Genomic DNA, 22,661 nt, shown 5'->3' with positions numbered 1-22,661 from the left:
CATGTTCGACATCGGCGCGATCGAGTTGCTGATCATCGTGATTGTCGCGGTGGTCGTCATCGGTCCGAAAGATATGCCCATGGCCATGCGCTCGGCGGGCCGGTGGATCGGGAAGATCCGCAAGGTTTCCGCTCATTTCCGTTCCGGTATCGACGCCATGGTGCGCGAGGCCGAGCTGGAGGATATGCAGGCCGAATGGAACAAGCGCAACGCCGAGATCATGGCCAAGCACCCCGAGGCGGTGCGCCCCGCGCATGACGGAGAAGCACCCGCTCTGCCCGAACCGGAGGTAGAGGGAGCGGAGCAAGCGCCCGCCGATCCGCAGATGGAACCGGTGGCGGAACCTGCTGCGCCGGTCGATGGAACCATCTCCGGCGCAGAGGCCGCCAAGCCCGCCAACAACGGGGCTGACCGGTGAAGCCCGTGTTTCGCATTTCCGATCTGGACGAAACCGAATCGCCGCTGCTCGATCATCTGATCGAATTGCGCAACCGGCTGCTGCGCTGTCTTTTGACGCTGGTGGTGGCTTTTGCGATTTGCCTGCCCTTTGCCGACGATATTTTCGCCATCCTCGTCCGCCCGCTGACGCAGGCGTTTCCCGACGGGCAGGGCCGGCTGATCTATACCAAGCTTTACGAAGCGTTTTTCGTCGAGCTGAAAGTGGCGGTCTTCGCGGCCTTTTTCCTGTCGTTTCCGATCATCGCCAACCAGCTGTGGCAATTCGTCGCACCGGGGCTTTATGCGAAAGAGAAAAAGGCGTTCCTGCCCTTTCTGTTCGCCACGCCGATCCTGTTTTCCGCCGGAGCCGCGCTCGCCTATTTCGTGGTCATGCCCAATGCCTTCCGCTGGTTTATCGGCTTTCAGGGCGATGCGGGCGGCCTGCAGATAGAGGCTTTGCCAGGCACGGGCGATTATCTGGCGCTGGTGATGCAGTTCATTCTGGCCTTCGGGATCAGCTTTTTGCTGCCCGTGCTGCTGATGCTGCTCAATCGTGCGGGTATCGTCAGCCGTGCTTCGCTGGCCAAGGCGCGGCGCTATGTGATTGTCGGCATTGTGGCGCTGGCCGCGATCATCACTCCGCCCGATCCAGGGTCGCAGCTGGTGCTGGCACTGCCGCTCTATCTGCTGTTCGAAGGGTCGCTGTTCCTGATGCGAATCACCGAACGCCGTCAGGCGCGCGAGGCGGCCAAGGCAGCGGATGCGCCGAAAGGCGAGAGCGCCGAGGCCTGATCGCAGGCCGGTCTGTTCAGGCCTTCAAGCTAACCGGCGATCCGCCAGTTTTTTCCCGATTTGCCAAGCGTGCCCGAACAATTGAAACGCACAAACGAAAAGGGCGGAGCCGAAGCCCCGCCCTTTTGTATCTTGCCTCTGACGAGAGATCAGAGGCTGATCGGATCGTCATCATCGCCATCGACGGCGATGTAGATGCCGACCCCGACGAGAACGGCAGCCAGCACGGCCAGGATCGGCGAGCCGCCCATTTCGCTGGCTTCTTCAGCCGGAGCAGCAGCGCGCTGTTCACCTTGCGCAGCCGAAGCAGCGATCGGTGCCGATACGAGAGCCAGCGCAGTTGCGGCAGTGGCCATCTTACGGAGGATCATAAGTTTATCTCCTTGTTCGCTCAATTCATTTCGAATCCGAGCGGGCGTAAACCTGCCCCGGACCGAATCTTCAATCACGATTCGTAGCTATGTCCCCCAAGCGACGAATTCATGACACCCTCCAGCACGGCAAACCAAACGCTAATGCGCTGACATGGCGAACCTTCCGGATTTCGAGCCCGAAAATACGTTTAAAGCCCTCTGTGTCAACGCCATTAATCGGTTCAAACGCATGTGAAGCATCATTTTTTTGCTCTGCAGCACACGATTGCCGCATTTGCGCAACAACCTTTGATAGTGTTTCCGTCAGTCCCGGCGATAGGCCCGGCGGCCGGCGATCCATGTTTCCTCGACCGCGATGGTGCGTAATTCACCCTCTGCCGCCAGCAGCGGATCGGCGCTGATAAACAGGAAATCGGCCCATTCGCCGGGGGCCAGAGAACCGAAGCGGCCGTCGGCCTTGCCAGCCCATGCCGCGCCCGATGTGAAACCCGCCAATGCCTGTTCGCGGCTGATCCGTTCCTGCGGCATCCATCCGCCGAACGGTTGGCTATCTGCGTCCTGCCGCGTAACCGCAGCGGCGATTCCGGCCCAGACATCAACCGGCTCGACCGGCGAATCGGAGCCGAATGCCACGGCGCCGCCGCTGTCGATCAGCGTTCGCCACGCATAGGCACCTTGCAGCCTGTCTGGCCCCAGCCGCGCCTCCGCCATCTGGCGGTCCGATGTCTGGTGCACCGGCTGTACCGATGCCACTGCGCCCAGCTGCGCGAATCGGGGCAGGTCAATCGGATCGACGATCTGCGCATGTTCGACCCGCCAGCGCCGGTCGCCGGTATAGGTTTCGTTGAGTTCGAGGATCGAATCGAGCACTTCGCGATTCGCCGCATCGCCGATGGCATGCACGGCGGGCTGGAAACCGGCCATGGCAGCGCGGCTCATCATATTGCGCAATTGGGTGCCGTTTTTCAGCGGCAGCCCGCGTTCGCCCGGCGCATCGGCATAATCGGCCAGCAGCCATGCGCCGCGCGATCCCAATGCGCCGTCGAGGTAAAGCTTCACCCCGCCCAGAAAGAGCCGGTCGCCATAGAGCCACGGCGTCGGTTCGGCGCCCGCGATCGTCACCATCTGCTCAATCCCGCCGGCATAGCCCATCACGCGGATGCGCAGCCGCCCCGCATCGCCCGACCGGCGCAAGGCCTGCCAGTCGTCGATCGTGGTTCCCATGTCCGCCACAGCGGTAATCCCGTGGGCGAGCAGCAATTGCTGTGCCTTGTCCAGCGCAATGTCGCGCTCTTCGGGGCGCGGTTCGGGGACGAGTGCGGCGATCGCGCCCATTGCATTATCGACGAACACGCCCGATGGTGCCTTGGCGGCATCGCGGATGATCCGCCCGCCTTCGGGATCGACAGTCTTTGCGGTGACCCCTGCCGCTGCCATGGCCGCGCTGTTCGCCCAGCCCGCATGGCCGTCGGCGCGCATCAGCCAGACGGGCCGGTCGCTGACGGCCGCGTCCAGATCGCTGGCCGTGGGAAAGCGGCCAAGTCCCCATTTCTCCTGATTCCAGCCGCGCCCGATGATCCAGCCGCGATTGGGATAGCGGGCGGCATAATCTGCGATTTTCTCCTGCGCCTCGGCCAAAGATGCGGTGTCTGACAGGTCGAGAATCATCGCCGCCAGCCCCGTATCGGTCAGGTGCAGGTGCGAATCGATAAAAGACGGAATCAGGACCCGCCCGTCGCCGTCGAGCTTGTAATCGACTTCCTTGGGCAGCTTGTCGCGCCGTTGATAAAGCTTCGCGACCCTGCCGTCGTCGTCGATCAGCATGGCGGTAAAGCGTTCGACCGTGCCGTCACGCTCGACACGGATGCCGTCCACATTCTCGATCAGAGTATCGGCCAGCGCGGCGGCGGGCAGGGTGGCGGTAATAAGGGCGGTGACGGTTGCGAACAGGCGTTTCGCGGACATAGCGGGTGCAGTCATGGCGACGGGGTCTAAACCGCATTTGCAAGTCGCGCCATATCCGATAGGGGCTTTGCCCTATGTCCGATCTTCAGACCGATACCGCCAACACGGCGCAAGCCGCACTGCCGTTCAATGCCGACGATGTCCGGGCCGCCGCCCGCCGCATTGCCGGACAGGTCGTGCGCACGCCCATGCTGAAATCGCTGACCCTGTCGCAGATTTCGGGCGCGGAAATCTGGCTGAAGTTCGAAAACCAGCAATTCACCGCTGCCTATAAGGAACGCGGCGCGCTGAACGCGCTGTTGCAACTGACGCAGGAGCAGCGCGAACGCGGGGTGATCGCGGCCAGCGCGGGGAACCATTCGCAGGGTCTGTCCTATCACGGCACCCGCCTTGGCGTGCCCGTCACCATTGTGATGCCGCGCACCACGCCGACGGTAAAGATCATGCAGACCGAAAGCGTCGGTGGCAAAGTCGTGCTGGAAGGCGAGACTTTCGACGATGCATCGGCTCACGCCCGCAAGCTTGAGAAAGAGCTGGGGCTGACCTTCGTGCATCCGTTCGACGATCCTTTCGTCGCGGCGGGGCAAGGTACGGTCGGGCTCGAGATGCTGGAGGATCAGCCCGACCTCGACACGCTGGTTGTGCCGATCGGCGGCGGCGGCCTGATTTCGGGCATCGCGACCATCGCGCGCGACATGAACCCCGATATCGAGATCGTGGGCGTGCAATCGGCGCTTTACCCTTCGATGTTCGCGCGGATCAGGGGCGAGGAGCACCAGTGCGGCGGCGATACTCTGGCCGAGGGGATCGCGGTCAAGGCACCGGGCGAACTGACCGCGAAGGTCGTGGCGAAGCTGGTCGACGATATATTGCTGGTCGACGAAGGCGCGCTGGAAAACGCCGTCTCTCTATTGTTGCAGATCGAAAAGACCGTGGTCGAAGGCGCGGGCGCGGCGGGGTTGGCCGCGGTGCTGACGAATCGCGAGAAATTCGCGGGCAAGAAAATCGGCCTGGTGCTGTGCGGCGGCAATATCGATACGCGGCTGCTGGCCAATGTGCTGCTGCGCGATCTGGCGCGGTCGGGCCGTCTGGCGCGTCTGCGCATCACATTGCAGGACCGGCCAGGCGCCTTGTTCCGCGTCATGCATGCGTTCGATGCGCATAATGTGAACATTATCGAGATCTATCACCAGCGCATCTTTACCACATTGCCTGCCAAGGGGCTGATCACCGATATCGAATGCGAAGCGCGCGACGGGGCGCAGATTGACGGTCTGATTGCGGATCTGCGGTCCAAAGGCTATCAGGTCAGCACGGTCGAACTGGCCTGAAATGCCACCCCAAAGGGGCAGCGGTAGCGCTAAAAACGAACAAAATGGCCATTTTTGCTCGAATCGTAGTTAACGGCCTTTAATATTTGAACGATCGCGGGCATATAGGTCCTACGCGCGGCATGGCTGGCTTTTCCTGGTCGCCGCCTGCCGCGCGGTGCCCATCATGGCTTTCACCGGCCGGGCAGTCCGGAACATCGGTCGACCACCGGATCGACGGTTGAGAGGTACAGGCCCAAGTTCGTGTCCGCACCCGTGAGGTTCCCCCGCTTCTATGTGACTGCCCCGGCTCCGTGCCCATATTTGCCGGGTCGTCAGGAGCGGAAGGTATTCACGGAACTTGCCGGACCCGATTCCGACGCCCTCAACGATGCGCTTGGCCGCATCGGGTTCCGCCGCAGCCAGACCGTTGCCTATCGGCCCAGTTGCGCGGGATGTAACGCCTGCGTTTCGGTGCGCGTGGTGGCAGAGGAATTCGTGCCGTCGCGCACGCAGACCCGCACCATGCAGAAGAATGCCGATCTGGTCGCCACCGCCTGCCGCCCGTGGTCGACGGTGGAGCAATATGATCTGCTGCAACACTATCTGAAGGCACGCCATCCCGGTGGCGGCATGTCCGCGATGGATTCGATGGATTACGCAGACATGATCGAGCAGACGCCGGTCACCTCTTATGTCGTCGAATATCGCGAACCGGATGTGGACGGACGCCCGGGGCGTCTGGTGGGCGCGTGCCTGACCGACCGGCAGAACGACGGTCTTTCAATGATCTATTCGTTCTATGACCCGCATCATCCCGACCGATCCGGACTTGGCAATTACATCATACTCGACCACATTGACCGCGCTGCGAAGGCCGGTCTGCCCTATGTTTATCTGGGCTATTGGATCGAGGGGTCTTCGCGCATGCAGTACAAGATCCGTTACCGGCCACTGGAGCGGCTGGGTCGCGAAGGCTGGGAACGTTTTGATGCGGGCAGGCAGGATGCGCTTATTGCCGCAACGGTGTCGCAGCCGCGCACCGAAGGCGAAGACGCGCGCGTGGGTGGCAGCAAGGACAATATCCCCTGCGCCCAAGATCAGTACCGCATCCTCGAAGGCTGAAACCCGCCTGATCCCCCTATCGCAAACGGCGTGTCATGCGCTGGCCATGGTTCTGGCCGGTGGCATGCTGTTGGGCATGGCCGGACCTGCGCACGCGCAAAGCCGCGATGCCGATGCCGAGCTTGAGGCGCTAATCCCCGACAGCGCGCTGGACGATGCCGAAAGCTGGGCGATGGAGACCGACGCCGCCGCGACGCCGGTGCCGGCCGAGGACGACATCGATTCGCCCATGGAAGAGGACGGCTTCTCGCTCGCCTGGCCCGAGGACGATGATTTCAGGGTCGATCTGGAAGACATCGCGATCGATCCCGATCTTGCGCAACTCCTCAGCCGCGAGAATGGACGACCTGCCGCCGATCTGGCGCTACCCGGCATGGCGCAGCGCGGCGGGGAGGACGAGAGCGAAGAGGAAGAGGCGATCGAGACGCGCCTGTCCAAGCGCATTACCCTCAGCCATCCGGCGTCCTTTGCCGAATTCGGCCAGTTCGACGATTTCAAAACCCGCTTCGAAGGACTTTCGGATATCGAAAACCTGCGCGACGGGGACGATAATTTCGCGCAACTTGCCAATCGGGCCGAGGAAGATACCGCGCTGCTGTCCGACATGCTGGCGGCTTATGGCTTTTACGATGCCGATGTGCGGCAGCGCGTCGAAACACCGGCAGAAGGCGAGGGTTCGGGCGAGGGCGGCACGGTGGTTGCCGACGATGCGCGCTTTATCTTCACCATCGATCCGGGTGAGCGTTACACATATGGCGCGGTCGAGCTGCCGGGTCTGGAAGCGGCGGGCGACGACTATGCCGAGATACGCGCCGCGTTCGAGATCGCATCGGGCGATTTCATTCAGGAAGACCGGATCGTCTATGAAGGGATCGATCTCGAAGTCGCTCTGGGCGAGACCGGCTATCCCTTTGTCGAAATGGGCAAGCCCGATCTGCTGATCGACCATGCCCGCGACGAGGGCGATCTGACCCAGCCCGTTACCACGGGCGGCAAATATCGTTTCGGGCAAGTGCACAGCAGCGATCCGGCATTCCTGTCGGACAGGCACCTTCTTGAAATCTCGCAATTCGACACGGGCGATATCTACAAGGCGAGCGAGGTCGAGGATTTGCGCAAGGCGATGCTGGGCACCGGCCTCGTTTCGTCTCTGGCCGTCAAACCGCGCGAAGTGGTCGCGCCTGCCGATGGCGAACCGGGCGTCGTCGATGTCGATGTTGCATTCGAGCAGGCGCCCCTGCGCACCATTGCAGGGGCCATCGGCTATGACACGGGCCGCGGCATTCGGACCGAGGTGAACTGGGAGCATCGCAACCTCTTCCCGCCCGAAGGCATGCTGCAATTGCATGCGATCGCGGGCACGCAGGAACAGCTGGTCGGCGCGACTTTCCGCCGCAACAACTGGCACGGGCGCGACCGCGTGCTGACGCTGGACGTATTCGCCAACACCATCGACCGCGACGCTTACGAGGCGCGCACGATTTCGGGCGTGGCCAAGTTCGAACGCGTGTCGACGCTGCTGTACCAAAAGGTGCTGTCGTGGTCGGTCGGCCTCGAACTGGTCGCCACGCAAGAGCGCGAAGGCACGCTGGGCGGCAAGGCTATCGGCCCGCGCGAAACCTATTTCGTGGCCGCGCTTCCGGGCGAGGTGATTTACGACAAGAGCGACGATCTGCTCGATCCGACACGGGGCTGGCGCATATCGCTGTTCGCATCGCCCGAAATCTCGCACACGGGCGGTTCGCGGTCGACCTATCTGCGAAGCTGGCTGGAGGGTCGCTATTACCAGCCGGTCAACGAAAAGCTGGTCGTCGCGGGGCGCGCGAAATTCGGCACGATCACCGGCACCGATATCGAAAATATCGCTCCATCGCGCAGGCTGTTCGCGGGCGGCGGCGGTTCGGTGCGCGGCTATGGCTATCAGGAGATCGGACCGCAGGATAGTCTGGGCGATCCGACCGGCGGCCTTTCGCTCAGCGAGTTTTCGCTGGAGGCGCGCTATCGCACCGGCTTGCTTGGCGGCGCTATCTCGGTGGTGCCCTTTATCGATGCGGGCACGGTGGAAAACGACAGCACGCCGGGCCTGTCCGACATGCAATATGGTGCCGGGATCGGCGTTCGCTATCACACCAATTTCGGTCCGCTGCGCGTCGATCTGGCAACGCCGCTGAACCCGCGGCCGGGTGACAGCAATATCGCGGTCTATATCTCTTTGGGGCAGGCGTTCTGATGGCGGGCGAGACCGGCGATCTGCCGCCTGACGGCACGCCCGCACCGGCGCAGTCCGTGAAACAGGGACGCGACTGGGGCCGTTACTGGCGCACGCGGTTGCTGGCGGGGCTTATCGCTCTGCTCGGTGTGATCGGGCTGGGCGCGGTGTTGATCGACAGCCCTATCGGCCATCGCTTTATCGCCAACAGCCTTGCCAGCTATGCCCCCGCATCGGGCCTGCGGGTCAAGATCGGCCGGATCGAGGGTTCGATATTGGGCGAGGCGGAACTGACCGATGTCGTGCTGTCCGACCCCAAGGGCGAATTCCTGCGGGTGCCCGAGGTAGAGCTGGACTGGCGACCGTTGCACTGGTTCACGCGCGGGCTCGACGTGCGCAGGCTGGTCGCGCGGCGCGGGCATCTTATGCGCATGCCCGAACTGAACCCCGGCGATCCCGACGCGCCGATCCTGCCCGATTTCGACATACGGATCGACCGGCTGGCGATCGAGGATCTGCGCGTCGACAAGGCCATCGCGGGTATGGAACGCACCGTGGATTTCTGGGCCACGGCGGACATCACCGACGGGCGCGCCAGGATAGAAATGCTGGGCGATCTGGGCGGCGAGGACCGGCTGCTGGCGCGCCTGGATGCGGACCAGAGCGGCGATGTGATCGATCTTCTGGTCGATTATAACGCGCCCGCTGGCGGCTTGCTGGCAGGCATGGCAGGGGCGAGCGAGGACTTGCAGATCGCCATGGGCGGCAAGGGCAAGTGGACCGCTTGGAAAGGCTATGCCCGCGTGCGGCAGGGGAATGGCAATCTGGCCGCGATGACCCTGACCAAGCAGGGCGAGATTTACGGGCTGCTCGGCCAGATACGGTCCGACGGCTATTTGTCGGGCATAGCCGCCGAAGCCGTGGGCGAAGTGGTCAGCATCAATGCCCAAGGCACTTTCAAGGATAGCGTGATCGACGGGCGTTATGTGCTGGTAGGCGCAGGGGTCGAGGTGCTGGCGCGCGGCGGCGTGGACCTGAACGCCAACCGCCTTGCCCGGTTTGGCGTGCTGGCGCGGGTGACCGATCCGGCACTGGCGGGTCCCGACCTACGCGCCGATGGCTTGCAGGCACGGCTGGGTCTGGACGGCAATTTCCGCGAGGATCTGGCCATCGCCTATACGGTGGAGGCGGCGCGCATCGGCGCGGGCGATGCCCATGCCACGCGTGTCGTGGCGACGGGCAATGGCAATTGGAACGGGTCGCGACTGCAACTGCCGCTTGCCGCCACGGCGGACAGCATCGCCACGGGCAGTGCCATGGTCGATCCGCGGCTGCGCGGTGCAAAGCTGGACGCGACCATTACCTATAGCGGGGACCGGCTGGTCGCCCCCGATATCGTGTTCGATTCCTCGGGCCTTGGTGCGCGGCTGGCGCTCGACGGCGATGTGGCGCAGGGGCGATATCGCCTGACGGGACCGGTGATCGCCAATGGCGTCGTGCTGGAGGGGCTGGGCAGCGCCAATGCGCGGGCGCAGATCGACGCGGTGCTGGGCGGGAATGCAGGCTGGACGCTGGCGGCGAAAGTCGACGGGCGGATGAGCCGCGTGACCAATGCCACGCTGGAGAACTATGTCGGCGCGCCGGTCGCGTTCAATGCCGATGTGTCGATGGCAGCCAATGCCCCGATACTGATCCGCAGCGCACGGCTGGACGCGCCCAGGCTCGACCTCTCTTTATCGGGCGAGCGCGCGGTGGACGGCACGGTGCGGCTGGCAGGTGAAGGGCGGCATGCGGATTTCGGACCCTTTACCGTCGATGGCACGATGGATGGCGAGGGACCGCACGCCGAACTGGTCTTTGCCGAGCCATTGCCCGCGGCCGGAGTTAAAGATGTCCGCATCGCGCTGGCACCCGACGAGGACGGCTTTCTGATCGACGCCGAGGGGCAGTCGATGTTGGGGCCGTTCACGGGCAATATCGGCATCGTCTCTGCCGCTGACGAGCCGGTGCGCATCGCAGTCAACCGCCTCACCTTGAGCGATACGACCATGTCGGGCGATCTGACGGTCGAGGAAGGCGGCGTCGCGGGCAATCTTGTGCTGACGGGTGGCGGGGTGGAGGGCTCTGTCGCGTTGGCCCCGCAATCGGAAGGGCAGGGGATCGACGCCGATATCATCCTGCGCGACGCCAGTTTTCAGGGTCAACCGCCGATCACCGTGCGACTGGCGCATATCAAGGCCAATGGCGTGCTGGGCGATGCGACCACACTGGACGCGGCGATCAATGCACAGGGTATCGGGCGCGGCGATTTGTTCCTGGGCCGTTTCGCGGCAGAAGGCAGGCTGGAAGACGGCGAAGGCACATTCAATGCCATGGTCGCGGGCCGGCGCGGCAGCCGCTTTTTCCTCCGCATGGCGGGCGAAGTGTCAAACGATCGGGTCGAGGTGGCAGCGCGCGGACGCTATGCCGGACGGCGCATTTCCATGCCCCGCGCGCTGGTCGTGCTGCGCGATGAAAGCGGCTGGAACCTGCAGCGCAGCCAGATCGATTTCGCGGGCGGGACCATACAGGCCGAAGGGCGCTTTGGCGAAGAGACCGCGGCAAGCGTGCGCGTGGTCGACATGCCGCTGGATGTCGCGAACCTGTTCGTCGATGATCTGGACATCGGCGGTAAGGCATCGGGCGTGGTCGATTACCGGCGGACGGCAGGCGCTGCGCCCACGGTGCGTGCGCGGCTGTTGTTCGACGATCTGACGCGTTCGGGTCTGGTGTTGACTTCGCGCCCCGTCGATCTGGCCATGGTGGCCGAGCTGACGGCGGACGATTTCGAAACGCGCACCATTATCCGCGAGGATGCGACCCGCCATGGCCGTCTGCAGATGCGCCTGTCGAACCTGCCTGCCGACGGGACGCTGATCGAACGGCTGCGCGCCGGAACATTGTTCGCGCAATTGCGCTATGGCGGGCCTGCCGATGCGCTGTGGCGGCTGGCGGCGGTGGAACTGTTCGATGTGACCGGCGATGTGCGGATCGCGGGCGATATTCGCGGCAGTTTCGACCAGCCCCGGATACGCGGCACCCTGCGCGGGGAAGGGCTGCGCCTGCAAAGCACGCTGACGGGCACTGATGTCACAGATATCGCGATCCTTGGCACTTTCGACGGTTCGGTGCTGCGCCTGCCGCGTTTCAGCGGCGTATCAGGCAATGGCACGGTTTCGGGCAGCGGATCGGTCGACCTGTCGCGCCTGTTTACCGATGGCGTCAGCATGGACCTGCGGCTTGCGGCCAAAAATGCGCGCCTGTTGAACCGCGACGACATGGCCGCCGTGGTCAGCGGGCCGATCCGCGTGGTGGCAACCGATAATGTCGGCACGGTGGCGGGACGGCTTGAGATGATTTCGGGCCGCTGGAAGCTGGGCAATACGACGGCGGTCGAAAACCTGCCCAGCATTCCGCGCCGCGAGATCAACCTGCCGGCCGACCGCCAGACCCGCAAGGCGTCGAGCGCGCCGTGGAGATATCTGATCGATGTGCAGGCCAATAATCGCTTTACCGTCACCGGCATGGGGCTGGACAGCGAATGGGGCGTCGATGTGCGGCTGCGCGGCAATACCGATGCGCCGGTGATTTTCGGACAAGCCGATCTTGTGCGCGGCGGTTACCAGTTCGCGGGCAAGAGGTTCGACCTGACGCGCGGACGGATCAGCTTCTCGGGCGAGAATCCGCCCGATCCGCGCCTTGATGTAGAGGCAGAGGCCGATATCAACGACATCAATGCCACCATCCTGATTCAGGGCACGGCCTATGCACCCGAAATCAGCTTTTCCTCTGTGCCCGCCCTGCCGGAAGAGGAAGTTTTGTCGCGCCTGTTGTTCGGGGATTCGGTCGCCAATATTTCGGCACCCGAAGCACTGCAACTGGGCGCCGCGCTGGCCGCGTTCCAAAGCGGAGGCGGGGGCATGGACCCGATCAACGAATTGCGCAGCGCCATCGGGGTTGACCGGCTGCGCGTGATCGGCGCGGACGAGGCATTGGGCCGCGGCACCAGCGTCGCGGTGGGCGAATATATCGGACGCGATTTCTATGTTGAGCTGGTGACCGACGGCAAGGGGTACAGCGCGACCGAGCTGGAATTCCGCGTGACAAGCTGGCTGTCGCTGTTGGGAACGGTGTCGTCGCTGGGCTATAACGCCGTATCGGCAGAGATCAGCAAGGATTACTGATCGCCGGGCATTAAAACGCCGGAGGTAATATCAGGGCTGTTTCAATACGCCGTCGATGGGGATGACCACGCCATTGCTGGCAAGGATCGCATCTCCGCTTACCTGAGCAGTCTTGCCGCTCTCGTCGGTGACGGTCAGCATGCTGCCGTCCATCGCAAAACGCATCGTGCCTTCGCCCATGGTGCGGATCCATACCGAGCCCTTCTGGACGGCGATCGCATTTTCGATGTCGTCAGGTGTCAGCGCGCCGGGCAACACATGTTCGCGCAATACGGCGGCCAGCACCGCGCGTCCTTCGTCGGTGGACAGATCGTTCTGATCCTCCAGCGCAGACAAAGCCTCGTTACTGGGGGCCAGAACGGTATAGGCCGCACTGCCGTCGAACACTTGTGCTAGACCGGTATCTTTAAGCGCGTCGCTCATCTCGCGCACGGAATCGCCATCGGCCAGCGCGGCGGCCAGCGTTTCGTTCCCGACCGAGGGTTCGCGCGCATCGCCGCCATCGTTCGAACAGGCAGTCAGCGTGCTGCCCAGACCGATGGCCAATGCGCAAGTCAGTGCCAGCGTCTTCGTCATGTCTCTCTCCCTAAGCCAGCAGTTCGATCGCTGCCGTGATCAGCTGGGTCGTCGGATCGACTTCGTAGATATAGCCGTCGCTATAGCGATAGCGCGCGTCGGGCCCGTCGCGATACCGGTCGCGATAGCCATAGGGGACATTATAGATGTCATAGCCCGAAGGCATCGGCTGCCCGATCTGGAAATCGCTCCCTGTTAGCAGGGCCGCGATGGAAGTGATGGCGGACGTGTCGGGATCGGTGCGATAGACGACATTGTCGGCATAGCGATAGCTGGGGCCGAGGCTGTAATAATCCTGCGTATAGCGGGGCAGCGGCTGCGCATCGTACCAGCTGGGCCAGACATTGCCGACCGACAGCGCGCCGCCCAACAGCGGGTAATAGCCAAGGATCGACCCCGCATCGGACAGGCGCACCAGATTGCCTCCGTAATAACGGTATTGCCCGTCGTTTAGCCCCGGCAAGCCCCACCATCCGGCTCGGTCGTAGCGGTAATCCCGCCGGTCGAGGCCGGGCGGGGTGCAACCATTGTGCTTTTTGGCAAGACCCGGCGGACAGCCGTTCAGCAGGCCCCGCTCGCGGATAAGCCGGTCGTTTCCGGCGTAAATTGCGGTGGCGCGCTGAATATCGCGCAGGGTGGTGTCGCCTTGTCCATTGCCCTGCCCATTGCCCCGTCCATTGCTACGCGCGTCTTTGTAGAACTTTGCATTACCGTTGCCATTCCCGTTGTTACGCGGTTTGGCGGCATTGGCGTGCGCCTTGGCGGGCTGGCGCTGCAGGTCGCGGGCATCGTACTTGGCCTGCGCGGGCTTGTTTCCATTGCCATTGCCCTTCGCAGGCTGGACAGCTTTGCTATTATTGCCATTGCCGCGATCCGCTTTCGGTCCGTTGCCATTGCCTCCGCCTTTGGATTGTGCGGCCGACTGGCCGTGCCCCCCGCCATTCCCGTTACCCTGTCCCTTTCCGTTGCCGTTCGGCTGAGCCAGCGCGCTGCCCGCGCAGAGGGCCATGGCAGCGATGCCGGCGACCATTGCTCGTGCTGCTATCGGGAGGGCGGGGGATACTGGCTTTGGGAAATGGGGCATCGATATCGGACCTTTACACTCCTTTCCGCACGAACGCCCTGCCGCAAAAGGCGTTCCACTGGTCGTCGCATCTTGTCTCGGCCGGTCGGCCCTCGCGCCCGCCCTGTCGCAGGACGGGACAGGGCAAGTCATAGCTTTGTGCGCAACGAAAAGGGGCGCGGAAAGCCAAAGCCTTCCGCGCCCCTTTGGCCGGTTCGCACCGGCCATCGGTCCCGTGATTACGAGCTGTAATACATGTCGTATTCGACCGGGCTCGGCGTGGTCTCGAAGCGCAGCACGTCTTCCCACTTCAGCTCGGCATAGGCGTCGATCTGGTCCTTGGTGAACACGCCGCCTTCCAGCAGGAATTCATGGTCGGCTTCCAGCGAGGTCAGTGCTTCGCGCAGCGAACCGCACACGGTCGGAACCTCGGCCAGCTCTGCCGGGGGCAGGTCATAGAGGTTCTTGTCCATGGCGTCGCCCGGGTGGATCTTGTTCTTGATCCCGTCGATACCGGCCATCAGCAGGGCCGCGAACGACAGATAGGGGTTCGCCAGCGGGTCGGGGAAGCGGAACTCGACACGCTTTGCTTTTTCGCCCGCACCATAGGGAATACGGCACGAAGCCGAACGGTTGCGCGCCGAATAGGCGAGCAGCACAGGTGCTTCGAAGCCCGGCACCAGACGCTTGTAGCTGTTGGTGGTCGGGTTGGTGAAGGCATTCAGCGCCTTGGCATGCTTGATCACGCCGCCGATGAAATACAGGCAGTTGTCCGACAGGCCGGCATAGCCATTGCCCGCGAAGGTCGGCTTGCCGCCGTCCCAGATCGACATGTGGGTGTGCATGCCGCTGCCGTTATCTTCCTTGATCGGCTTAGGCATGAAGGTCGCGGTCTTGCCATAGGCCTGCGCAACCATCTGCACGACATACTTATAGATCTGCACGCGGTCGGCCGTGGTGGTCAGCGTGCCGAAAGTGATGCCCAGCTCGTGCTGTGCCGAGGCCACTTCGTGGTGGTGCTTGTCCATGGGCAGGCCCATTTCCACCATGGTCGAGACCATTTCGGCGCGGATGTCCATGCAGCTGTCGACCGGCGGCACGGGGAAGTAACCGCCCTTGGCGCGCGGACGGTGGCCGAGGTTGCCGGCTTCGTAATCCTTGCCGGTATTGGTCGGCAGTTCGATATCGTCGATCTTATAGCCCGAACCGTCATAGCCGTCATAGAACTTCACATCGTCGAACATGAAGAATTCTGGTTCGGGGCCGACATAGACCGTGTCGCCAAGACCGGTGGTCTTGAGAAAAGCTTCGGCGCGCTTGGCGGTCGAACGCGGGTCGCGGGCGTAAAGCTCGCCGGTCGACGGTTCGACGATGTCGCAGAACAGCACCATCATCGGCGTCGCCGAGAACGGATCGATATAGGCGGCATCCAGATCGGGCTTGAGGATCATGTCCGATTCGTTGATGGCCTTCCAGCCTTCGATCGACGAACCGTCGAACATCAGGCCCTGCTCAAGCTCGTCCTCGCCCAGCGGGGCGGCCAGCATCTGCAGGTGCTGCCACTTGCCCTTTGGGTCGGTGAAGCGCAGATCGACCCACTCGATCTCTTCGTCCTTGATCCTTTTCAGGATGTCCTTTGCAGAGGCCATTTTGATCCCTTTCATGGTGCCCGGTGTCTCTCACCGGGGTATTTGCGTTATGGGATGCCGCCGTTTCACCGCTGTGGCGGATCGCGGAGGCAGGGGAAATCAGATCGCGTCGGCGTTCAGTTCGCCGGTGCGGATGCGGATCGCGGTTTCAATGGGCGAGACGAAGATCTTGCCGTCACCGATACGCCCCGTCTGCGCAGCGCCCACGATCGCCTCGATCACGCGGTCCACCGTTTCGCTGGGGACGACCACTTCCAGTTTTACCTTGGGAAGGAAATCGACGACATATTCGGCGCCGCGATACAGTTCGGTGTGGCCCTTCTGCCGTCCGAAGCCTTTCGCCTCGGTCACGGTAATGCCCGAGACACCGACCTCGTGCAGTGCTTCCTTCACCTCGTCCAGCTTGAACGGCTTGATGATCGCCTCAACCTTTTTCACGCTTTGTGCCTGAGCCCCCGCATGTTCGTCTCTTTCAGATCGGCGCCACAAGAATCGCGCCGAAGTCGAAAGCGGAGACTAGGCGCTGAAAAAGAGGCGCGAAAGGGGCCGATTAACGATTCGTGCGGGTTTTTGCGCCTGCACACGCAACATCGTTGCGAGAGGGGTGAGTGCGTGTTTAACGCTTGTGCAACCTCTGCCTAAAAAACGGGCAGTGCTTTCGGTTTAAGCGGGGTTTTACCCCAACGGCGCGATGCGCAGCCCCTGAGTTTCGGGCAGGCCGGACATCAGATTGAGATTTTGCACCGCAGCACCGCCCGCGCCTTTGCCCAGATTGTCGAGCCGCGCAGCCAGACGCGCCTGCGACCCGTCGGCTGCTCCAAAAACGAAGAGCTCAAGACAGTCGCTGGCGGGCGTGTCGCTGTGCAGTAAAAGCTCGCTGTGCGCTTCGCGCGAAACGCTGACGAGCGGGCTATCCGCATAGAATTCGGCCAGGGCATCGCGCATCGCATCGGGCGACGCCGCGCCCTTCATCGCCGACAGCGGCAGCGGCACTTCGACCACCATGCCGCGATAGGCATCGACCACGGCAGGCGCGAACAGCGGATCGTGCGAGACTCCGGCCAGCGTCTTCATTTCGGGCACGTGCTTGTGCCCCATGGCGAGGCCATAGGCGCGAAAGGCGATACCCTTGCCCTGCGATTTCGCGCTTTCGAAATGGTCGATCAGCGCCTTGCCGCCGCCCGAATAGCCCGACACAGCGTTGATCGTATAAGGCCAGTCGGCAGGCAGCAGACCGGCGCGCACCAGCGGCGCGACCAGAGCGAGAAAGCCGGTCGGATAGCATCCCGGATTGGCGACGAAGCGCGCACTGGCAACCGCGTCGCGCCCGACCAGTTCGGGAAAGCCGTATGTCCAGCCCGCCGCCACGCGATGCGCGGTAGAGGCATCGATCACGCGGGTGGTATCGTTCCGGATCATCGCCACCGCCGCGCGCGCCGCATCGTCGGGCAGGCACAGCACGGCAATGTCGCAATCGTTCAGCGCCTCGGCCCTTGCGGCATCGTCCTTGCGTTTGTCGTCGGACAGGATCACCAGCGACAATTCGCTGCGACCCGCCAGCCGCTCGGCGATCTCAAGGCCAGTCGTTCCCGCCGCCCCGTCGATGAAAACGCTGGTCACGCGCAGGCCTTCAGCAGGGAAAGCGGCACATAGCCCACCGGCCCGAATTCGAGCGGATCGCCATTATCGCCGCCCGAGATCACACCCCACGCCCAGCCGCCCGCCATATCCAGCACGTCGAAAACGCCGCCTTCGGTCAGGGCGCCGACCGGATCGGCCTCTTTCGATGGCTTCAGAAAGACGGGCGTCGCCTGTATGGCGCTGTGCGGCATGGGCACGGCATAATGCGGCACGAACACCTTGCCCGCCAATGCCACATGCGCAAGATCGCCGCGTACCGGCGTATGGGCCGGATCGAAACGGGTGCTGATCCCCGAAAGCGCGAACGATTGTCCGGCTAGTGTGCTGGCGGCATGGTCGGTCAAGGGCGTGGTTCTGTTCTTGGGTTCTTGCTGAACGGTTTTGGGCGGAACGGATTATGGCTGCGCGCTTAGACCGGCAGGGGCGCAAGGGCAAGTTTCGCGCCCCGCCCGTCACATGTCGGGCCAGAACTGTGGCCGATCGGACCCGTCGGCGCCCCCTGTTGGTAACGCGTCTTGGCGACCCGTCATTCAGGGCCGCCCGTAGCGCGCCTTCAACATGTGCCACGCTGCGCGCAATCCCAGTGCCGCGCCGCCCTTGGGCCTGCCGGGCTTGGCCGCGGGGCGCCATGCGAATGTATCTAAATGCACCCAGTCGATGTCCTTGCCGACAAAGCGGTCAAGGAACAGCGCCGCCGTGGTCGCGCCCGCGAAACCGCCACTGGCCGAATTGGCGATATCGGCGATGCCGCTTTTCAGCATGTCGCGATAGGTTTCCTCCAGTGGCAGGCGCCAGACCGCGTCGTCATGCGCCTTACCTGCGGCCAGCATTTCATCCGCCGTTTCGTCGCGGCGGGTGAACAGGCCCGGCAGGTCCGGCCCCAGCGCCACACGCGCCGCGCCGGTCAGCGTGGCGAAATCGACGATCAGCTCGGGCGCTTCCTCGCTTGCGCGGGTCAGCGCGTCGCCCAGTATCAGGCGACCCTCGGCGTCGGTATTGGTAATCTCGACAGTCAGGCCCTTGCGCGATTTCAGCACGTCGCCCGGGCGAAACGCATTGCCCGAAATGGCGTTTTCGACGGTCGGAATGATCAGATGCAGCCGCACCTTCAGCCCGCGTTCCATCACCAGCTTCGCCAGCGCCAGCGCATGGGCCGAACCGCCCATGTCCTTTTTCATCAGCAGCATGCCTGCGCTGCTCTTCACGTCCAGCCCGCCCGAATCAAAGCTGACGCCCTTGCCCACGATCGCGATGCGGGGTGCGTCTTTCGGGCCCCATTCCATCTCGATCAGGCGGGGGGCATGGGCACGGGCGGCGGCGCGGCCCACGGCGTGGACCATCGGATATCCGCTTTCCAGCGCGTCGCCGCGGGTAACGGTGATATCGGCATCGAATGCCTTGGCGATCTGCGCGACCTCGGCTTCGATCGCTTCGGGGCCCATATCCTCGGCAGGGGTGTTCACCATATCGCGCACAAGGCTGGCGGCCGCGGCCTCGGCCATGGCTTCGTCGATCAGCGCGACTTCGCCCGTCAGCAATATGCGCGGCCCTTCGGCGTCCTTGTCCTCGCGGTATCGGGTAAAGCTGTATTGCGCGGTCTGCCAGCCGTATAGGGCCGGACCCGGCTCACCGCCCGCGCGGCGATAGGTGCCCGCGGGCAGTTTCTCGGCCAGCTTGGCCATGCACCAGCTTGACAGCGCATCGGGGTCGGCCACGCCGCCTACCGCGAACCAGCCCGCGTCAGAGCTGTCGGGCACGATGGCGGTTTCATACCCCTTGCCGCTAAAACCCTGCGCCTTCAGCGCGGCGCGTTGCGGTCCCGACAGGGTCTTGGCCCAGTCGTCGAAACCGTCCTTGTTCACAAGATGGATGGGGATCGCGTCCTGTCCGCGATCGGGCTGGATCAGCGCAGTCTTTTCGGTCATGCTAGGCCCTGTAGCGCGTGCCCTGCATGCATGGCGAGAACAAAGTGCCGATCATGGCGAGAGGAGATCGAATGCGCCTTTGGTCCGGAACCGCAGCGACCCTTATGATGCTTGTGCCCACTGCCTTGCTGGCCGCATGTCAACCCGACGAAGCGCCGGGGGCAGTCGAAAATGCCGCCGATACGACACAGCCGCCCGCGCCCCCCGAAGTGCCCGAACCGGTTGCGGGCGAGGCGGAGGCGGTCGAGGAAAAGACCGACGCCTATGAATTTGCCTATAGCTGGCCCGCCCCTGCGGGCGCGATCGCGCCGCTGGCCGAACGGCTGGCGCAAGAGCGTAACAAGCAGCGCGCCGAATTGAAGCAAGAGGCCGAGGACTGGCAGAAACAGGCGGCGCAGGAAGGGTTCAATGCGCCGCCCTATGCGTTTTCCAAGGAATGGGAGGTGGTGACCGATCTGCCGCGATTCCTGTCGCTGTCGGCAGGCATTTACACCTATAGCGGCGGGGCCCACGGGATGAGCTATTCCGATGCGCTGGTCTGGGACCGGCAGGCGGCCGCGGCGATCAAGCCGGTGGACATGTTCCTGTCCGAAGGGTCGCTCGACCGCGCGGTCCAGACGCGTTTCTGCGCCGAACTCGACCGTCAGCGCGCGAAGAAACGCGGCGCACCGGTGAAGCGCAGCGACGACAGCTTTTCCGACTGCATCGCTCCGGTGGCGAACAGCACGGTCATTCTGGGGTCGGCATCGGGGCAGGGCTTCGACCGCGTCGGCTTTCTGGTTCCGCCCTATAATGCGGGCCCTTATGCCGAGGGGAGTTACGAAGTGACGCTGGCGGTGGATGCCGCGCTGATCGATGCGGTCAAACCGGAATACCAGCGCTTCTTTACCCCCGGCGGCTGATTCGCGGCCGGGCGGAGCAGACTTCACCGCAATAACAGCCCTCGCAAAACCGGGGCGGGATCGTTACATAGGCCCGCATGACCGAATATATGACTGTTGACGAAACCGACATGCTGCCGCGTGACGGCACGATCAAGCTGCACGGCCCCGCAGGCTTTGAAGGCATGCGCAAGGCCGGACGGCTGGCCGCGCAGATACTGGATGCCATGGTCGATCTGGTGCAGCCCGGTGTGACCACGGCGGAAATCGACCGCAAGGTTCGCGAAATGACGCTGGATGGCGGCGCGGTTCCGGCGACGCTTGGCTATCGCGGCTATACGCACAGCTGCTGCATTTCGATCAATCACGTCGTGTGCCACGGCATTCCCGGCGACCGGCAGGTCAAGGACGGCGATATTCTGAACATCGACGTGACCCCGCTGCTCGACGGCTGGCACGGCGATACCAGCCGCATGTATCTGGCGGGCGACGTTTCGCTGAAGGCGAAAAAGCTGGTGCAGGTTACCTATGAATGCCTGCAGATCGGCATCGACCTTGCCAAGCCGGGCGCGCGGCTGGGCGACATTGGCGCGGCGATCCAGCGCCATGCCGAACGCCAGCGTTATGGCGTGGTGCGCGATTTCTGCGGCCATGGTCTGGGCCGCCTGTTTCATGACGCACCCGAAGTGGTGCACGCGGGCCGCCCCAATACCGGCCCCGAGCTGAAACCCGGCATGTTCTTCACGATCGAGCCGATGATCAATCTGGGCAAGCCTGCGGTCAAGCTGCTGGACGACGGGTGGACGGCGGTGACGCGCGACCGGTCCCTGTCGGCGCAGTTCGAACATTCGATCGGCATTACCGAGGACGGGTGCGAGATATTTACGCTCAGCCCCCAAGGTCTGGACGCGCCGCCCTATCGCGACTGATATCGCGCGCAATCGCAGGCGACACTCAACCAAAAATCCGCCCCGACACATTTGAAATGTGCCGGGGCTTCCTCTCCAGACGGAGGGCCGCGACCGCAAGCGCCGTCGGGCCGAATGAAATGCCGGATCAGTCTTCCGGTGCGATTTCTACGCGCATGCCGTCCAGCTCTGCCGTCACGGGGATCTGGCAGGACAGGCGCGAATTATCGTTGCGGTGGTCCGAACTGTCGAGCAGGTCGTCCTCGTCCTCGGACACGGCGGGCAGCTTGGCCTTGAACCCTTCGTCGACATAGACGTGGCAAGTCGCGCAAGAGCAGCAGCCGCCGCACAGGGCCAGCAATTCGTCGAAGCCATTGTCGCGGATGACTTCCATAACGCTCAGGCCGACATCCGCCTCTACGCTACGTTCTTCACCTTCGCGGTTCACTACGATGATGCTGGGCATATAAAGCGGAATTCCCTGTTCGATTGATGCGCCGCCGGTTAGGGACGGGCAAGTTTTCGTCGCGGCTCGCTAAAGGCTGCCGCATGAAAAGGCAAGGGTGCTCGTTTTTTGCGCCGGTGATACGCAGCATCGCGAAACAGGATCGGAACCGCCGATGGGCTTGAAAAGCGCCAATATCCGCACGGGGCTGGACGCGATTGCGGCGCGCGACCCGCGCTGGGCCGCGGCGCTGGCGCAGCACGGATACCCTGAGGAACGAATCCGGCCCACCGGCTATCGCACATTGCTGCGCACCATTGTCGGGCAGCAGGTGTCGGTGGCGGCAGCCGATTCGGTGTGGCGCAAGCTGACCGGCCATCTGGGAGAGGACATCGCGCCTGCCGCACTGTTGCAGGCCAGTTTCGACGATTTGCGCGCCTGCGGCTTGTCGCGCCAGAAACAGGGTTATGCGCGTTCCCTGTGCGAGCTGGTGGAAAGCGGCGAGCTCGACCTGAACTCGCTGCCCGATGACGACGAGGACGCGATCGCGCAGCTGGTGCGGATCAAGGGCATCGGGCGATGGTCGGCCGAAATCTATCTGCTGTTTGCCGAGGGGCGGCCGGATATCTGGCCCGCGGGCGATCTGGCGGTGCAGATCGCGGTGGGGCGGCTGGCCGATATGGACGAGCGGCCAAGCGAAAAGCAGACCCGCGCGATGGGAGAGGCGTTTCGCCCCCATCGCGGCGCGGCAGCGATTTTCGCATGGCACACCTATAACAGCGCCACGCTTTGATCCGGTCAGGCGGCGGCGTCGATCTGGCGCGCCAATGCGACATCGCGGGCCGACAGGCCGCCGGCATCATGCGTGGTTAGCGTAATGTCGACGCGGTTATAGACATTGAACCATTCGGGGTGATGGTCCGCCTTTTCGGCCAGTATGGCGATATGGCTCATGAAACCGAACGCTTCGGCGAAATCCTTGAATGTCAGCGTGCGGGTGATCGCCAGCCCGTCCCCGCGCAGGGTCCAGCCGGTCAGATCGTCAAGGGCGGCGGCGATTTCGGTCTCGGTCAGACGGGCGACCATAGTGCAAACTCCAACATGCTTGGCGAAACCGGTGCTGTGGCATAGAGGCCG

General features: G+C 63.5%; 20 protein-coding genes. 9 read left to right on the top strand and 11 right to left on the bottom strand.

Annotated features, from left to right (window positions below; all coding sequences use genetic code 11):
* Position 1: 1 nt before the first annotated feature.
* Positions 2-418 (top strand): Sec-independent protein translocase protein TatB, encoded by a 417-nt coding sequence (gene tatB / locus LOZ77_RS09375; RefSeq protein ID WP_230278921.1) that lies wholly within the window; start codon positions 2-4, stop codon positions 416-418.
* A complete protein-coding gene (tatC, locus tag LOZ77_RS09370; RefSeq protein WP_230278920.1) occupies positions 415-1,230 on the top strand; it encodes a twin-arginine translocase subunit TatC in 816 nt (271 codons plus the stop codon). The genes tatB and tatC overlap by 4 nt, the downstream gene beginning before the upstream one ends.
* A gap of 149 nt (positions 1,231-1,379) precedes the next feature.
* On the opposite strand, the gene LOZ77_RS09365 is transcribed toward tatC, so the two are convergent.
* On the bottom strand, positions 1,380-1,601 hold the full coding sequence (locus tag LOZ77_RS09365) for a hypothetical protein (RefSeq protein WP_230278919.1): 222 nt from the start codon (positions 1,599-1,601) through the stop codon (positions 1,380-1,382).
* A gap of 306 nt (positions 1,602-1,907) precedes the next feature.
* The gene (locus LOZ77_RS09360; protein ID WP_230278918.1) at positions 1,908-3,584 is read right to left on the bottom strand and encodes an amidohydrolase; all 1,677 of its coding nucleotides are present in this window, start codon (positions 3,582-3,584) and stop codon (positions 1,908-1,910) included.
* A gap of 59 nt (positions 3,585-3,643) precedes the next feature.
* Here LOZ77_RS09360 and LOZ77_RS09355 point away from each other — a divergent pair, with 59 nt between their 5' ends.
* From LOZ77_RS09355 to LOZ77_RS09340, 4 genes are all read left to right on the top strand, one after another.
* Positions 3,644-4,900 (top strand): threonine ammonia-lyase, encoded by a 1,257-nt coding sequence (locus LOZ77_RS09355; protein WP_230278917.1) that lies wholly within the window; start codon positions 3,644-3,646, stop codon positions 4,898-4,900.
* Between the two features lie 243 nt (positions 4,901-5,143).
* Positions 5,144-6,004, top strand: a complete 861-nt coding sequence (locus tag LOZ77_RS09350) for an arginyltransferase (protein WP_230278916.1) — start codon at positions 5,144-5,146, stop codon at positions 6,002-6,004.
* A gap of 76 nt (positions 6,005-6,080) precedes the next feature.
* The gene (locus tag LOZ77_RS09345; RefSeq protein WP_230278915.1) at positions 6,081-8,234 is read left to right on the top strand and encodes an autotransporter assembly complex family protein; all 2,154 of its coding nucleotides are present in this window, start codon (positions 6,081-6,083) and stop codon (positions 8,232-8,234) included.
* A complete protein-coding gene (locus tag LOZ77_RS09340) occupies positions 8,234-12,436 on the top strand; it encodes a translocation/assembly module TamB domain-containing protein (protein WP_230278914.1) in 4,203 nt (1,400 codons plus the stop codon). Before LOZ77_RS09345 ends, LOZ77_RS09340 begins: the two co-directional genes overlap by 1 nt.
* Positions 12,437-12,466: 30 nt before the next feature.
* Here the strand turns inward: LOZ77_RS09340 and LOZ77_RS09335 are convergent, their stop codons facing one another.
* The 7 genes from LOZ77_RS09335 to LOZ77_RS09305 form a co-directional block, all read right to left on the bottom strand.
* Complete coding sequence (locus LOZ77_RS09335; protein ID WP_230278913.1) at positions 12,467-13,012, bottom strand: fasciclin domain-containing protein; 546 nt, start codon at positions 13,010-13,012, stop codon at positions 12,467-12,469.
* Between the two features lie 10 nt (positions 13,013-13,022).
* On the bottom strand, positions 13,023-14,042 hold the full coding sequence (locus tag LOZ77_RS09330; RefSeq protein WP_230278912.1) for a hypothetical protein: 1,020 nt from the start codon (positions 14,040-14,042) through the stop codon (positions 13,023-13,025).
* 272 nt (positions 14,043-14,314) lie between these two features.
* Entirely contained in the window at positions 14,315-15,724 is a 1,410-nt protein-coding gene (gene glnA, locus LOZ77_RS09325; protein WP_230278911.1) for a type I glutamate--ammonia ligase, read from the bottom strand.
* 99 nt (positions 15,725-15,823) lie between these two features.
* The gene (locus LOZ77_RS09320; RefSeq protein ID WP_230278910.1) at positions 15,824-16,162 is read right to left on the bottom strand and encodes a P-II family nitrogen regulator; all 339 of its coding nucleotides are present in this window, start codon (positions 16,160-16,162) and stop codon (positions 15,824-15,826) included.
* 237 nt (positions 16,163-16,399) lie between these two features.
* Positions 16,400-17,344: an N-acetyl-gamma-glutamyl-phosphate reductase gene (gene argC, locus LOZ77_RS09315; protein WP_230278909.1), complete on the bottom strand. Its 945-nt coding sequence runs from the start codon at positions 17,342-17,344 to the stop codon at positions 16,400-16,402.
* Entirely contained in the window at positions 17,341-17,709 is a 369-nt protein-coding gene (locus tag LOZ77_RS09310) for an SH3 domain-containing protein (protein WP_230278908.1), read from the bottom strand. Before LOZ77_RS09310 ends, argC begins: the two co-directional genes overlap by 4 nt.
* A 186-nt stretch (positions 17,710-17,895) precedes the next feature.
* The gene (locus LOZ77_RS09305) at positions 17,896-19,290 is read right to left on the bottom strand and encodes a M17 family metallopeptidase (protein WP_230278907.1); all 1,395 of its coding nucleotides are present in this window, start codon (positions 19,288-19,290) and stop codon (positions 17,896-17,898) included.
* 104 nt (positions 19,291-19,394) lie between these two features.
* Between LOZ77_RS09305 and LOZ77_RS09300 the strand changes: the two genes are divergently transcribed.
* Positions 19,395-20,192 (top strand): DUF4163 domain-containing protein, encoded by a 798-nt coding sequence (locus tag LOZ77_RS09300; RefSeq protein ID WP_230278906.1) that lies wholly within the window; start codon positions 19,395-19,397, stop codon positions 20,190-20,192.
* Positions 20,193-20,269: 77 nt separating this feature from the next.
* Positions 20,270-21,100 carry a type I methionyl aminopeptidase gene (gene map, locus LOZ77_RS09295; protein WP_230278905.1) on the top strand — a complete coding sequence of 277 codons (831 nt, stop codon included), beginning with the start codon at positions 20,270-20,272 and terminating at the stop codon, positions 21,098-21,100.
* Positions 21,101-21,227: 127 nt separating this feature from the next.
* Here the strand turns inward: map and LOZ77_RS09290 are convergent, their stop codons facing one another.
* Positions 21,228-21,545: a 2Fe-2S iron-sulfur cluster-binding protein gene (locus LOZ77_RS09290; RefSeq protein ID WP_230278904.1), complete on the bottom strand. Its 318-nt coding sequence runs from the start codon at positions 21,543-21,545 to the stop codon at positions 21,228-21,230.
* Positions 21,546-21,699: 154 nt separating this feature from the next.
* Between LOZ77_RS09290 and LOZ77_RS09285 the strand changes: the two genes are divergently transcribed.
* Complete coding sequence (locus LOZ77_RS09285) at positions 21,700-22,317, top strand: DNA-3-methyladenine glycosylase (protein WP_230278903.1); 618 nt, start codon at positions 21,700-21,702, stop codon at positions 22,315-22,317.
* 5 nt (positions 22,318-22,322) lie between these two features.
* Here LOZ77_RS09285 and LOZ77_RS09280 read toward each other — a convergent pair whose 3' ends face one another.
* The gene (locus tag LOZ77_RS09280; protein WP_230278902.1) at positions 22,323-22,610 is read right to left on the bottom strand and encodes a 4a-hydroxytetrahydrobiopterin dehydratase; all 288 of its coding nucleotides are present in this window, start codon (positions 22,608-22,610) and stop codon (positions 22,323-22,325) included.
* Positions 22,611-22,661 lie beyond the last annotated feature (51 nt).

Origin of the sequence: Croceicoccus sp. Ery15, from assembly GCF_020985305.1 — a bacterium.
In the GTDB taxonomy this organism is placed as follows: domain Bacteria; phylum Pseudomonadota; class Alphaproteobacteria; order Sphingomonadales; family Sphingomonadaceae; genus Croceicoccus.
This window is presented reverse-complemented; position numbering and strand designations above follow the sequence as displayed.